Source organism: Streptomyces mashuensis, from assembly GCF_014654785.1.
Lineage (GTDB): Bacteria > Actinomycetota > Actinomycetes > Streptomycetales > Streptomycetaceae > Streptomyces > Streptomyces mashuensis.
This window is the reverse complement of the sequence record NZ_BNBD01000003.1, coordinates 463,584-477,512: the sequence shown is the minus strand read 5'-3', so window position 1 is coordinate 477,512 and position 13,929 is coordinate 463,584. Positions and strand designations below refer to the sequence as shown.

The window sequence follows — 13,929 nt, the reverse complement described above, 5'->3', positions numbered from 1 at the left end:
GGGCGGCTTGCTCAGGGAATTGCTGGTCGGCGTGACCGTCACGCGTGGGGTGTACGAGGGCCTGCGGCGGGTGCGCCGTGGGGGCGCCCGGCTGGGGGAGCGGCGGAACCGGGCCGGGCGGACCGTGGATCTGTGCGCCGGGCCCGCTGTTGCCCTGGGTACGGCCGCCGCGCTGGCGGTGGTGCCCCGTCTGCCGGGGCGGCAGCGGGCCGGTGCTGTCGCCGGTGTGCTCGCCGCCGCCGCGTGCGGGGCGTACGACGACGTGGTGGGTGCCCGTGACCCTCGGCGTGGCTTCCGGGCCCATCTCGGGGCGCTGCGGCAGGGGGAGTTGACCACCGGTGCCGTGAAGCTGGTGGGCGTGGGGGCCGCTGCCCTGGCCGCCGGGGTGGTGCTGAAGGAGCGGCCGGCCGACCGGTTGCTCGCCGCCGTGGTCATTGCCGGGTCCGCTCATGCCGTGAACGTGCTCGACGTGCGGCCGGGGCGTGCGGGCGGCGCTGTTCTCGCCCTGGGCGCGGGCGGGATGGCGCGGGGGCCGGTTGCCGCGGCCTGTACGGGCGCTGCGGCCGCTGTTCTTCCCGACGACGTGCGGCAGCGCACCATGCTCGGGGACACCGGCGCCCACGCCCTGGGCGCGGGCCTGGGGCTGGCCGTCGTGGCCGCCAACGGCCGTGCGGGGCTGCTGGCGCACACCGCCGTGCTGCTCGCCGTGGCGCTGGCCGAAGAGGCCAGGAATCCCCAAAGCGGGTGAATCCGGGGATCTACGGGCGAGGTGGGACGGGCCGGCCCCGTCCCGGTGGTGCCGGGCGGGCGGCGGGTGCTGGCATCCTGGGCTCAGCACCTCGCCGAACGCCCACCGACGTCGACACAGGAGCTTCCCCCGCGTGAGCACCTCACCCGGCACCTCGCACGGGCCCTCCCCCCTGCACACCGTCCAGGTCCTGGGCAACGGCGGCGGAGGCAGTGGCGCGCACGTGAGGTCGCTGGCGGACGGCCTGGTGGCGCACGGCCTGGCGGTCACCGTGGTCGCGCCCTGCGCGACGGAGGACGCCTACGAATTCACCGCCGGCGGCGCGTCGTTCGTGCCCCTGCACAGCGGGCCCAACGCCCTGGCCGTCGCGAGCATCCGCGCCGCCAGCGAGGGCGCCGACGTGGTGCACGCCCACGGCCCCCGCGCCGGTTCCCTCGCCGCGCTCGCCCTGCGCGGCCGGCCCACGCCGCTCGTCGTCACCTGGCACGCGCGCGTACGGGCGCGAGGCGCCCGCGCCCACCTGGTGCGGCTGATGGAGCGGCACGCGGCCCGCGCCGCCGCGGTCGTCCTCGGCGCCTCCTCCGACCTCGTCGACACCGCCCGCCGCCGCGGCGCCCGCGACGCCCGCCTGGCCTCCCCGGCCCTGCCCTCACCCCGCGGCGCGCCCCGGGACGACGACGAGTACGCCCGGTACAAGACCCGCGCCGAACTGGGCGCGGTCGCCCGCCCGTTGCTCCTCACCGTCGGCCGCCTCGAACCGGGCCAGGGCTACGACTCCCTCCTGGACGCCGCCCGCGTATGGCGCGACGAGGACCCGGAACCCCTGCTGGTCGTCGCGGGGGAGGGCAGCCAACGGCCGTCGCTGCAACGGCGCATCGAAGAGGAGAACCTTCCCGTTCAGCTGGTGGGGCGCCGGGACGACGTCCCCGAGCTGCTGGCGGCGGCGGACGTCGCCGTGCTGCCCCACTGCCGCGAGGGCCGCCCCGTGCTCGTCCACGAGGCCCTCTGCGCGGGCATCCCCCTGGTGGCGGCGGCAGTCGGCGGCGTTCCCGACATGGTCGGCGAGGCAGCCGAACTGGTCCCCCCGGACGACGGAGAGGCCCTGGCCCATGCCGTACTCCGGCTCCTCCACGACCCCTTGCGCTGCGAACGCCTGACAGAGGCCGGCCGGGCCCAGTCGGCCGCCTGGCCCACGCCGGACGACGCCGTGGCCCACGTCCTGGCGGTCTACGACGAGCTCACGTCCCCCGACGGCGAGTGACGGCCGGCGGCTACCCCACGTGCCGCCGGGCCCGCAGCGCCAGGCTCAGCCCCAGGACCGTCTCCGGGTCGTCCAGATCCACCCCCAGGAGCCGCGAGACGCGCCCCAGGCGGTCGTACAGCGTCTGCCGGTTCACATGCAGCTCCCGCGCCGTCTCCGCCTTGCGGCCCGCGTGGGCCAGGTACGTCTCCAGCGTCGTCAGCAGCACTTCGTGCGGCAGCAGCGGCCCGATCACCCGCTCCACGAACGCCGCCAGGTCCCCGTGCGACCGCAACCGCCACAGCAGCACGTCCACGTCCAGCCGCCGCACGTCGTGCCACGGCCGCTCCGCGGCGCCCGGCGCCGCATCCGCGGCCTCCGCCGCGCGCCGCAGCTCCGGGCCCGCCCCGTCCCAGCCCACCGGCGAGCCCGCCACCACCACCGGCGGTCGCGCGCCCGAGCGCGCAGCCGCCGCGCGCAGGGCCGCGGCGACGCGGTCCGCCACCGCCGCGCGGCCGTCCGCGGCGCGGAGGCCCACGAGGAGCGGTACGCGCCCCTCCAGCAGCCGCACACCGAGCAGGACCGGCGCCCCCACAGCGCCGAGCTCGCGGTGGGCGGCGTCGGCCAGGGCGGCCCAACCGCCGGGCGGGGCGGTGTCGTTGGCGAGGCGCATCACCATGGGCAGCAGCGCGTCGGGGGAGGGCGGGCGGAAACCGAGGGCGCGGGCCTGGGCGGGGGCGTCGGCAGGGGCGACGCGGCCCTCGGCGAGGCCGGTGAGGAAGTCGCCGCGGCCGCGGGCGGCGAGCTCCTCCTCCTGGCGGGCCTGGAGGAGGACGACGGCGAGGAGCCCGGCGGTGCGTTCGGCGGCGATGCGGTGGACGGGGGCGAGGGGGCCGTTGACGGGCAGGACGGTCAGGTGGGCGCGGACGGCGCCGTGGCCGGGCCCGTGGCCGGGGACCTCGGCGACGATGCCGCCGGCGGACACGGCGGCGGGCAGGCCGTCGCAGACCTGGAGGGGGTCGGGCCCGGCGGCGTAGAGGAGGCGGCCCTCGGTGGTGCGGAGGAAGACGGGGTTGCCGGCGAAGGCGGCGAAGAGGTGGAGCACCTCGGGGACGCCGCCTCCGCCGAGGAGGGCCTCGGTGCACTGCCGGTGGACGTCCTCGGCGCGGCGCAGCAGCGCGTAGTGGCCGTTGACGAGCTCGGTGTGGATCTCCTCGGTGACGGCGACGAACGGCACCTCGCGGTGCAGCTGGACGAGGGGCAGCCCGCAGGAGCGGGCGGTGTCGACCACGGCGGCGGGGAGCGTGGGCAGGCGGGTGCCGAGTTCGACGACGAGGGCGGCGATGTCCCGTTCGGCGAGGCCCCGGACGAAGGCGCGCTGTTCGGCGGGGCGGCTGCCCAGGCCGAGGCCGGTGGTGAGCAGGAGCTCGCCGCCCTTGAGGAGGGACGCGATGTGCGGGGCTTCGCCGGCGTGCACCCAGCGGACGGGCCGGTGCAGCCGGTCGGCGGCGGTCAGCACCTCGGGCAGGCCGCGGCGCAGGGCGGGCAGCTCGAGGGCCCGGGCGACGGTGATGGCGCCGGGGGCGGCGGGGTGCGGCGGTTCCATGGCGGCGAACCTACCGGCGTACGGCGGGCCGGCGTACCGCGAGGACGGTGGCGGCGAACCCCTCGGCCCGCCGCACCGGGCAACGTCGCGGCGTCAGCCGCCGAACGCCGTGGACGCCGTCAGCCGCAGCGCCGTGTCGATCAGCGGCACGTGGCTGAACGCCTGGGGGAAGTTGCCGACCTGCCGCTGGAGGCGGGAGTCCCACTCCTCGGCGAGCAGGCCGAGGTCGTTGCGGAGGCCGAGCAGCTTCTCGAAGAGCTGGCGGGCCTCCTCCACGCGGCCGATCATCGCGAGGTCGTCGGCGAGCCAGAAGGAGCAGGCGAGGAAGGCGCCCTCGTCGCCTTCGAGGCCGTCGACGCCCGCCTCGTGGCCGGCGGTGGGGTAGCGGAGGACGAAGCCGTCCTCGGTGGACAGCTCGCGCTGGATGGCCTCGATGGTGCCGATGACGCGCTTGTCGTCGGGCGGCAGGAAGCCCATCTGCGGGATGAGCAGGAGGGAGGCGTCGAGCTCCTTGGAGCCGTAGTACTGCGTGAAGGTGTTGCGTTCCTTGTCGTAGCCCTTTTCGCACACGTCCCGGTGGATGTCGTCGCGCAGCTCGCGCCAGCGCTCCAGGGGGCCGTCCACGTCGCCGGACTCGATGAGCTTGATCGTGCGGTCGACGGCGACCCAGGCCATGACCTTGGAGTGGACGAAGTGGCGGCGGGGGCCGCGCACCTCCCAGATGCCCTCGTCGGGCTCGGTCCAGTGGTCCTCCAGGTAGCCGATGAGGCGGAGCTGGAGCAGCGAGGCGTAGTCGTTGCGGGCCAGGCCGGTCATGTGGGCCAGGTGGAGGGCCTCGGTGACCTCGCCGTAGACGTCGAGCTGGAGCTGGCCGGCGGCGCCGTTGCCGACGCGGACGGGGAGGGAGTTCTCGTACCCGGGCAGCCAGGGCAGCTCGGCCTCGCCGAGCTCGCGCTCGCCGGCGATGCCGTACATGATCTGGAGGTTCTCGGGGTCGCCGGCGACGGCGCGCAGCAGCCATTCGCGCCAGGCGCGGGCCTCCTCGCGGTAGCCGGTGCGCAGCAGCGAGGAGAGGGTGATCGCGGCGTCGCGCAGCCACGTGTAGCGGTAGTCCCAGTTGCGGACGCCGCCGATCTCCTCGGGGAGGGAGGTGGTGGGGGCGGCGACGATGCCGCCGGTGGGGGCGTACGTCAGGGCCTTCAGCGTGATCAGCGAGCGGACGACGGCGTCCCGGTAGGGGCCGTGGTACGTACAGTGGCTCACCCACTCGCGCCAGAAGTCCTCCGTGGCCTCCAGGGCGCCCTCGGGGTCGGGCAGGGCGGGTGCCTCGCGGTGGGAGGGCTGCCAGCTGATGGTGAAGGCGACCCGTTCGCCGGGGGAGACGGTGAAGTCGGAGTAGGTGGTGAGGTCCATGCCGAAGGTGTCGGCGGTGGTGTCGAGCCAGACCGAGTCGGGTCCGGCGACGGCCACGGTGCGGTCGCCCACCTTGTGCACCCAGGGCACGACGCGCCCGTAGGAGAAGCGCATGCGCAGGGCCGAGCGCATGGGGACCCGGCCGGTGACGCCTTCCACGATGCGGATGAGCTGCGGCGCGCCGTCGCGCGGCGGCATGAAGTCGATGATCCGCACCGTGCCGCGCGGGGTGTCCCATTCGGATTCCAGCACCAGGGAGTCGCCGCGGTAGCGGCGGCGGTCGGCGTGCGGCGGCGCGGCCCCCGAGGGGTGTGCCGGGCCGATCCGCCAGAAGCCGTGCTCCTCGGTGCCCAGCAGCCCCGCGAAGGCGGCCTGGGAGTCGAACCGGGGCAGGCACAGCCAGTCGGCCGTACCGTCCCGGCAGACCAGGGCGGCGGTCTGCATGTCGCCGATGAGTGCGTAATCCTCGATACGCCCGGCCACGTCATCTCCAGTCGAACGGCATCAGGGACCCCGAAGGGCCTTCTTTGACGGTCAAGCGATCTTCGACGAGCTCTTGTTCCGGGCACCTCTCAGCTGTAGCTGGGGGAGGGGGCGGGATGGCTGCCGTGCCGGCCGGCTCGCTGCGTGTGTCCGTGCAGGATACGACGCCGAGTTGGGACACGCGCGACGGTTGGCGGGGGAATCTGTGCCGAATGGGTGGCCCGGTGCGCGCCGGGCTCGCGCCCCGTGCGAGGGGCGTGCGGTGCCGGTGACGGACGGTTCGCCGCTGCTTGGCGCCGCGTCACCGGACGCGCCCGGCCCCGGGCGCTGATACCCTGGTACCCCGTGGACCGGCGGGCGAAAGGCCCCCCAACCGCAGCGACGGCACCCCCGGAAATGACCGGGTGACCGCCGGTACGCACCTTCACCTCGCGACCACGGGAGCCCCCCTTTGGCAATTGCCGCAAAGCCCACGACGACCAAGCACCTCTTCGTCACCGGGGGTGTCGCCTCCTCGCTCGGCAAGGGCCTGACCGCCTCCAGCCTGGGCGCGCTGCTCAAGGCGCGGGGCCTGCGGGTGACGATGCAGAAGCTCGACCCGTACCTGAACGTCGACCCGGGCACGATGAACCCGTTCCAGCACGGCGAGGTGTTCGTCACCAACGACGGTGCCGAGACCGACCTGGACATCGGCCACTACGAGCGCTTCCTGGACGTCGACCTGGACGGCAGCGCCAACGTCACCACCGGCCAGGTCTACTCCTCGGTGATCGCCAAGGAGCGGCGCGGCGAGTACCTGGGCGACACGGTCCAGGTGATCCCGCACATCACCAACGAGATCAAGAACCGCATCCGCCGCATGGCCACCGACGACGTCGACGTGGTCATCACGGAGGTCGGCGGCACCGTCGGCGACATCGAGTCGCTGCCGTTCCTGGAGACCGTCCGCCAGGTTCGCCACGAGGTCGGCCGCGACAACGTCTTCGTCGTGCACATCTCGCTGCTGCCCTACATCGGCCCGTCCGGCGAGCTGAAGACCAAGCCGACCCAGCACTCGGTGGCCGCGCTGCGCAACATCGGCATCCAGCCGGACGCCATCGTGCTGCGCGCCGACCGCGAGGTCCCGACCGCCATCAAGCGCAAGATCTCGCTGATGTGCGACGTCGACGAGGCCGCGGTCGTGGCCGCCATCGACGCCAAGTCGATCTACGACATCCCGAAGGTGCTGCACTCCGAGGGCCTGGACGCCTATGTCGTCCGCAAGCTCGACCTGCCCTTCCGCGACGTGGACTGGACCGTCTGGGAGGACCTCCTGGACCGCGTCCACAACCCGGCGCACGAGGTCACCGTCGCCCTGGTCGGCAAGTACATCGACCTGCCCGACGCCTACCTGTCGGTCACCGAGGCCATCCGGGCGGGCGGCTTCGCCAACAAGGCCCGCGTGAAGATCAAGTGGGTCACCTCCGACGACTGCAGGACGCCGGAGGGCGCCGCCGAGCAGCTCGGTGACGTCGATGCGATCTGCGTGCCCGGCGGCTTCGGCGACCGCGGCGTCAACGGCAAGGTCGGCGCGATCACCTACGCCCGCGAGAACAAGGTGCCGCTGCTGGGCCTCTGCCTGGGCCTGCAGTGCGTGGTCATCGAGGCCGCCCGCAACCTGGCCGGCATCGAGGGCGCCAACTCCACCGAGTTCGACCCGGCCACCGCCCACCCGGTGATCTCCACCATGGCGGAGCAGCTGGACATCGTGGCCGGCGAGGGCGACCTCGGCGGAACGATGCGCCTGGGCATGTACCCGGCCAAGCTGGCCGAGGGCTCCATCGTGCGCGAGGTCTACGGCGGCAAGGAGTACGTCGAGGAGCGCCACCGCCACCGCTACGAGGTGAACAACGCCTACCGCGCGGAGCTGGAGAAGAAGGCCGGCATCGTGTTCTCCGGCACCTCCCCGGACAACAAGCTGGTGGAGTACGTCGAGTACCCGCGCGACGCGCACCCCTACCTGGTGGCCACCCAGGCCCACCCGGAGCTGCGCTCCCGCCCGACCCGTCCGCACCCGCTCTTCGCGGGCCTGGTGAAGGCGGCCGTCGAGCGCCAGCAGGGCTGATCGGTACGGTGGACCGGGGTGAGCGCCTCCCGCGAGGGGGGTGCCCGCCCCGGTTTCCGCATATCTGGAGGACTCTCATGGCGCAGCACCCGGCCATCAAGGACACCCCCGAGGAGTGGCAGGTCACCGCGACCGCCACGCCGTTCACGGGCAACAAGACGGGCGTCCGCACGGACACCGTGGTCATGCCGGACGGGACGGCCGTCACCCGCGACTACCAGACCCACCCGGGGTCGGTGGCCGTGCTGGCCCTCGACGAGCAGGACCGGGTGCTGGTCCTCAACCAGTACCGGCACCCCGTGCGGCAGCGGCTGTGGGAGATCCCGGCGGGGCTGCTGGACGTGCCCGGCGAGAACCCGCTGCACGCCGCGCAGCGCGAGCTGTACGAGGAGGCGCACGTCAAGGCCGAGGACTGGCGCGTGCTGACCGACGTGTACACGAGCCCCGGCGGCTGCGACGAGGCGGTGCGGATCTTCCTGGCGCGCGGCGTCTCCGAGGTGGAGGGCGAGCGCTTCGAGGTCTTCGAGGAGGAGCTCGACATGCAGGTCGAGCGGGTGCCGCTGGCCGGCCTGGTGCGCGGTGTCCTCGCGGGCGAGCTGCACAACACCTGCCTCGTCGTGGGTGTCCTCTCGCTCCAGGCGGCGCTGCACGGCGACGGCCTGGAGGCGCTGCGGCCCGCCGACGCCCCCTGGCCGGCGCGCCCGTACAGCGGCTGACGGCCGCCCGTCGCGGCTGCCGGGAACCCCACGCCCGCTCCGACCGTAGGACAACCCGAATAGGTGATCTTCAGTTCGGCGGGTTGGGGTTACCCGGAGCCCGGTACCCGGTGAACTAGGCTCGTCGTACGCCGCCGCGCCGCGGCCGGCGCGTGGGTGCAGGGTGGAACGGGAGTGGACCCGTGGCGGAGCGGACGGTGGAGACCGGCGGGCCGGCGGCGGCCCCGCACGGACGGCGGATCCCCGCCGTCCCCGGGATGACCCCCCGTCAGCCACCCGCCCGCCTCGTGGGCCTGACGCTGCAACGGCCGGACCTCTTCGTGGGCCGGCAGCGCGAGCTGAAGGAGCTGCGCGCCGACATCGTCCGTACGGGCCTGGACACCCTCTCGGGGCGGAAGCGCCCTCGCGGCCGGGTGCTGCTCATCGCCGGTCGCCCCGGCTCCGGCCGTACCGCGCTGGCCGAGGAGCTGGCCCGGCAACTGGCCCCCGACTACCCCGACGGCCTGCTGCGGGCCCGCCTGTGCGGGCCGGACGGGCTGCCCGTGCCCACGGAGCGCACGGCGCGGGCGCTGCTGTCGGGGCTGGGCGCGCCGGTCCCGGCGGGCGCCGAGGAGGACGAGCTGACGGCCGCGTTGCGGGCGGCGCTGGCCGGCCGCCGGGTGCTGCTCCTGCTGGACGACGCGGCGGGCGCGGAGCAGGTGGACCCGCTGCTGCCGGACGAGCCCGAGTGCCTGGTGGTGGCCGTCTCGCGCGGCCCGCTGACCGGTGTGCCCGACGTCCGGCCGTGCACCCTGGGCGGCCTGGACGCGCCGGCCGCCGTGGAACTGCTGGAGTGGTACGCGGGGCCGACCCGCATCACCTGCGACCCGGTGGCCGCGGTCCGCGTCGTCGAGGAGTGCCAGGGGCAGCCGGCCGCGCTGGCCCTGGTGGGCGGCTGGCTGGCGGCCCTGCCCAAGCTGTCGGTCGCGGACGCGGCCCGGCGGCTGCGCGAGCTGCCCGGCGGCGAGGGGCCGGAGATCGCGGCCCGGCCGCTGCACCGCGCCTTCCGGCTGGCGTACGAGGCGCTGCCCGCGACCGCCGCCCGCATCCTGCACCTGCTGGCCCTGGCCCCCGCCGGGCTCGCCGACGCGCACACCGCCTCGGCCCTGGCCGGCTGTTCCCTCACCACGGCCCAGCAGACCCTGGAGGACCTCACCGCCCGCGGGCTGCTGCGCTGCGAGAGCCCCGAGAGCGAGTCGGGCGCGCTGCCCGCCCAGTACCGGGTGCCGGGCTGCCTCGCCCCGCTGCTGGGCGCGCTGCTGGAGTCGCAGGAGCGGCCGGCCGAGGTGGAGCTGGCGCGGGCCCGGATGCTGGAGCGCACGGTGCGCCAGCTGTACTCCTGCCGGGCGGCCACCGAGCGGGACGACCCGGCCGTGCGGCGCCGGATCGAGCAGCTGCCGCGGCCGCTGCGCTTCCCGTCCCGGCCGGCGGCCGAGGAGTGGCTGCACGCCCGGCTGCCGGCGTTGCTGGCGGCGGCCCGCATGGCCGTGGAGGACGGCCGGCTGGACACGCTGGCCCGGCGGCTGGTGTCGGCGCTGACCCGGGCGCTCACCGCCCACCTGGGCCCGGAGGCGGCCGCGCCCGAGCTGTACGGGCTGCACCAGCTGGTCCTGGACGTGGCCCGGCGCTGCGAGATGCCGCTGGAGAAGGCGGCGGCGCTGCTCAACCTGGGCGACCTGGACGCGCGGGCGGGCCGTACCGCGGAGGCGCTGGAGCGGTACCGGCTGGCGCTGGAGGCGGCGCGGGAGGCGGGCGACCCGTACGCGACGAGCCGCGCCGTGGAGTCGGTGGCCGGCGCGCACCGGGGCCTGGGCGACTGGCAGCGTGCGGCCGACTGGTACCGGCGCGGCCTGGAGCTGCGGCTGACCCGGGGCGAGCTGGCCGACCAGGCGCGGCTGTACGGGTGCCTGGGCGCGGTGCACGGCGCCGCGGGGCAGTGGACGGACGCGTTGCGCGACTGGCGGGCGGCGGCGGCCACGTACCGGCGGCTGAAGGACCACCCGGGGCAGGCCGGGGCGCTGTGCGAGGTGGCGCGGGCGCTGGAGCAGGCGGGCCGGCCGCGGGAGGCGCTGCGGACGTGCCTGGAGGCGGTGGAGTGCGCCCGGCGCTGCGGCGACCCCCGGCTGGAGGCGGGGGTGCGGCTGCGGCTGGCCGACACGCTGGAGCGGCTGGGCGACCCGGTGTCGGCGGAGGAGCACCGCGCGGAGGCGGAACACCTGCTCGGAGCGGCCACGGGCCCCGGTGCCGGGACGGCGGGTACGGGGGTCGGCACGACCGCCGGTACGGAGTGACGGGGCTGGTGGGGTGTTACCGGATGACACCCCACCTGGACCTATGAATCCAGTGGCGTTCGCCGCAAAAATTGATGCTTTGCAAGGCTAGACAGCGCGGCATCCTTCATTAGACTGGCAGGGCCGCGATCGTCGCGGTCTGCACTGGTATGCCTGGCATATCCGGATTAGCCTGTCATTCTCTGATTCAAGGACCGTGATCGACGTGAAGGTCGGCATCCCCCGCGAGGTCAAGAACAACGAATTCCGCGTGGCCATCACCCCCGCGGGCGTCCACGAGCTGGTCCGCAACGGCCACCAGGTCTTCGTGGAGAAGGGGGCCGGTGTCGGCTCCTCCATCACCGACGCCGAGTACGTCGGGGCCGGTGCCTCGATCCTGGACTCCGCCGACGAGGTCTGGGCCACCGCCGACCTGCTGCTGAAGGTCAAGGAGCCCATCGCGGAGGAGTACCACCGCCTGCGCAAGGGCCAGATCCTCTTCACCTACCTGCACCTGGCCGCCTCGCGCGAGTGCACCGACGCCCTCCTCGAGTCGGGCACCACCGCCATCGCCTACGAGACCGTCGAGCTGGCCAACCGCGCCCTGCCGCTGCTCGCCCCGATGTCCGAGGTCGCGGGCCGCCTGGCCCCGCAGGTCGGCGCCTACCACCTGATGCGCTCGGCCGGCGGCCGCGGCGTCCTGCCGGGCGGCGTCCCGGGCACCCACGCCGGCAAGGCCGTCGTCATCGGCGCCGGCGTCTCCGGCTGGAACGCCGCCCAGATCGCCATCGGCCTGGGCTTCCACGTCACCCTGCTGGACAAGGACATCAACAAGCTCCGCGAGGCGGACAAGGTCTTCGGCACCAAGGTGCAGACGATCGTCTCCAACGCCTACGAGCTGGAGAAGGCCGTCGTCGAGGCCGACCTCGTCGTCGGTGCCGTCCTCATCCCGGGCGCCAAGGCCCCGAAGCTGGTCACCAACGAGCTCGTCGCCAAGATGAAGCCCGGAAGTGTCCTTGTCGACATTGCGATCGACCAGGGCGGCTGCTTCGAGGACTCCCGTCCCACCACGCACGCGGAGCCGACCTTCCAGGTCCACGACTCCGTCTTCTACTGCGTCGCCAACATGCCGGGCGCGGTGCCGAACACCTCCACCTACGCGCTGACCAACGCCACGCTGCCCTACATCGTGGAGCTGGCCAACCGCGGCTGGCAGGACGCGCTGCGCCGCGACGCCGCGCTCGCCAAGGGCCTGAACGTGCACGAGGGCCAGGTCGTCTACGGCCCGGTCGCCGAGGCCCACGGCCTGGCGCACGTCGAGCTCAGCAGCCTCATCGGCTGAGCGAGCCGCACCGGCTGAACCGCCGTCAGCCTTTCGCGCGTCACGCGCGCATACCCGGCCGGGTCTTGCTCCGCAAGGCCCGGCCGGGGTGTTTCGTCAGGGTTTCACCCGAGCGTGAACCTTCCGGGTAACGCCCCGTAGACCCTTGACAGAAGAGCGTTCGATTGCCGACACATCGTGCCGTCTCCGGCGGATTGTGTTGCTGCGGACCGCCGACACGCCATAGAGTCGCCAACCGTCGGCATGGTGTCACGCTGACCTATCTAGATGTTTCCTGGTCACCAAGGAGGTAGGACGACTTGTGAATGAGTCGACATTTGCTCCCGGGGGTGGTCACCCAGGAATGCCTGCGGTCGGCTCCGTCGCTGTCCAGACCTTCGCAGCGCACCAGAACATCCAGACCATGACGACAGCCCACCAGAGCATGGACGGTCAACACGTGAACGCCACGGCCGGCGACCGGCGTGGGACGGAGCCCACCGGTTTCGCCGACTACGACGAGGTGCCCGAGGGGCACTTCTACGACCCCGACGCCGAGTACGAGCCCGACCCGGAGTACGCGGCCACCCTCGCGCCCGACGCGGCCCGGCAGCGCCGCGAGCGCATCGGCCCCACCGGGCGCCCCCTGCCGTACTTCCCCATCCCCGGACCGCTGACCGACCACGGCCCGGCCAAGATCATCGCGATGTGCAACCAGAAGGGCGGGGTCGGCAAGACCACCTCGACCATCAACCTGGGCGCCGCGCTCGCCGAGTACGGGCGCCGGGTGCTGCTCGTCGACTTCGACCCGCAGGGCGCGCTCTCGGTCGGCCTGGGCGTCAACCCCATGGAGCTGGACCTGACGGTCTACAACCTGCTCATGGAACGGGGCATGTCGGCCGACGAGGTGCTGCTGAAGACGGCCGTGCCCAACATGGACCTGCTGCCCAGCAACATCGACCTGTCGGCCGCCGAGGTCCAGCTCGTCAGCGAGGTCGCCCGCGAGTCGACGCTCCAGCGCGCCCTGAAGCCGCTGATGTCCGACTACGACTACATCGTGATCGACTGTCAGCCCTCGCTCGGCCTGCTCACCGTCAACGCCCTGACGGCCGCTCACAAGGTGATCGTCCCCCTGGAGTGCGAGTTCTTCGCCCTGCGCGGCGTGGCGCTGCTCACCGAGACCATCGAGAAGGTCCAGGAGCGGCTCAACCCCGACCTGGAGCTGGACGGCATCCTGGCGACGATGTACGACTCGCGCACGGTGCACAGCCGCGAGGTGCTGGCCCGCGTCGTCGAGGCGTTCGACGACCACGTCTACCACACCGTCATCGGGCGCACCGTGCGCTTCCCCGAGACCACCGTCGCGGGCGAGCCCATCACCACGTACGCGTCCAACTCCGTCGGCGCCGCCGCCTACCGCCAGCTCGCCAGGGAGGTGCTCGCCCGTTGTCACGCCGAGTGAGTCTGCCCGGCGCCGACGAGCTGTTCCGCACCACCGGGGGCATGGGGCTGCAGCCCTCCTCCCCCCGCAGGCAGGCAGGCGGCGAGAAGCCGCCGCGGGTGCCCGGCCCGGGTGACGCGCCCGACGGCGCGACCACCGAGCCGGAGCAGGCCGCGGAACGGCGTCCGGCCCCCGTCCCGGCCCCGGAGCGCGAGCGGGCCACCCCCCGTGCGACCGAGCCGGTCGCCGGCAAGCGGCGCGGCCGTGCGGCGGGCCGCCGGCCGAGCGGCCGCGAACGGCACGACGAGAAGATCACGGTCTATGTCTCCGCCGAGGAGCTCATGGACCTCGAACACGCCCGGCTGGTGCTCCGCGGCGAGCACGGCCTCGCCGTCGACCGGGGCCGCATCGTCCGGGAGGCCGTCGCCGTCGTCCTGGCCGACCTCGAGTCGCGCGGCGACGCGTCCATCCTCGTACGGCGCCTGCGCGGCCGTTGAGCGGTCCGCTGCGCTAGCTTTTCGCCGTACCACCCGTTTCGTTCCCTGGAC

Annotated in this window: 10 protein-coding genes; 8 read left to right on the top strand and 2 right to left on the bottom strand. The window is 74.0% G+C overall.

The annotated features are described in order from the left end of the window. Positions 1-7: 7 nt before the first annotated feature. Positions 8-748, top strand: a complete 741-nt coding sequence (locus IE305_RS11555) for a hypothetical protein (RefSeq protein ID WP_190129412.1) — start codon at positions 8-10, stop codon at positions 746-748. Between the two features lie 133 nt (positions 749-881). Beyond that, positions 882-2,009 (top strand): glycosyltransferase family 4 protein, encoded by a 1,128-nt coding sequence (locus IE305_RS11550; protein WP_190129411.1) that lies wholly within the window; start codon positions 882-884, stop codon positions 2,007-2,009. Between the two features lie 10 nt (positions 2,010-2,019). Here the strand turns inward: IE305_RS11550 and IE305_RS11545 are convergent, their stop codons facing one another. Both IE305_RS11545 and IE305_RS11540 read right to left on the bottom strand, forming a co-directional pair. Continuing rightward, positions 2,020-3,594 (bottom strand): PucR family transcriptional regulator, encoded by a 1,575-nt coding sequence (locus IE305_RS11545; RefSeq protein WP_190129410.1) that lies wholly within the window; start codon positions 3,592-3,594, stop codon positions 2,020-2,022. A gap of 93 nt (positions 3,595-3,687) precedes the next feature. Then, positions 3,688-5,490 (bottom strand): glycoside hydrolase family 15 protein, encoded by a 1,803-nt coding sequence (locus IE305_RS11540; RefSeq protein WP_190129409.1) that lies wholly within the window; start codon positions 5,488-5,490, stop codon positions 3,688-3,690. A 451-nt stretch (positions 5,491-5,941) separates the two neighbouring features. Between IE305_RS11540 and pyrG the strand changes: the two genes are divergently transcribed. From pyrG to IE305_RS11510, 6 genes are all read left to right on the top strand, one after another. Continuing rightward, positions 5,942-7,594, top strand: a complete 1,653-nt coding sequence (gene pyrG, locus IE305_RS11535) for a CTP synthase (RefSeq protein WP_190129408.1) — start codon at positions 5,942-5,944, stop codon at positions 7,592-7,594. Between the two features lie 77 nt (positions 7,595-7,671). After that, on the top strand, positions 7,672-8,310 hold the full coding sequence (locus IE305_RS11530) for an NUDIX domain-containing protein (protein WP_190129407.1): 639 nt from the start codon (positions 7,672-7,674) through the stop codon (positions 8,308-8,310). Between the two features lie 182 nt (positions 8,311-8,492). After that, positions 8,493-10,640 carry a tetratricopeptide repeat protein gene (locus IE305_RS11525; protein WP_373311573.1) on the top strand — a complete coding sequence of 716 codons (2,148 nt, stop codon included), beginning with the start codon at positions 8,493-8,495 and terminating at the stop codon, positions 10,638-10,640. A gap of 205 nt (positions 10,641-10,845) precedes the next feature. Beyond that, positions 10,846-11,961 carry an alanine dehydrogenase gene (gene ald / locus IE305_RS11520; RefSeq protein ID WP_190129469.1) on the top strand — a complete coding sequence of 372 codons (1,116 nt, stop codon included), beginning with the start codon at positions 10,846-10,848 and terminating at the stop codon, positions 11,959-11,961. Between the two features lie 343 nt (positions 11,962-12,304). Further along, on the top strand, positions 12,305-13,402 hold the full coding sequence (locus tag IE305_RS11515; RefSeq protein WP_190129406.1) for a ParA family protein: 1,098 nt from the start codon (positions 12,305-12,307) through the stop codon (positions 13,400-13,402). Beyond that, complete coding sequence (locus tag IE305_RS11510) at positions 13,387-13,878, top strand: hypothetical protein (RefSeq protein ID WP_190129405.1); 492 nt, start codon at positions 13,387-13,389, stop codon at positions 13,876-13,878. Before IE305_RS11515 ends, IE305_RS11510 begins: the two co-directional genes overlap by 16 nt. Positions 13,879-13,929 lie beyond the last annotated feature (51 nt).

What these genes read in the sequence shown, in the direction of transcription:
- IE305_RS11545 (WP_190129410.1), bottom strand. Translation starts at nt 3,594, where the DNA reads ATGGAACCGCCGCACCCCGCCGCCCCCGGCGCCATCACCGTCGCCCGG.
- IE305_RS11530 (WP_190129407.1), top strand. Translation starts at nt 7,672, where the DNA reads ATGGCGCAGCACCCGGCCATCAAGGACACCCCCGAGGAGTGGCAGGTC.
- IE305_RS11515 (WP_190129406.1), top strand. Translation starts at nt 12,305, where the DNA reads ATGCCTGCGGTCGGCTCCGTCGCTGTCCAGACCTTCGCAGCGCACCAG.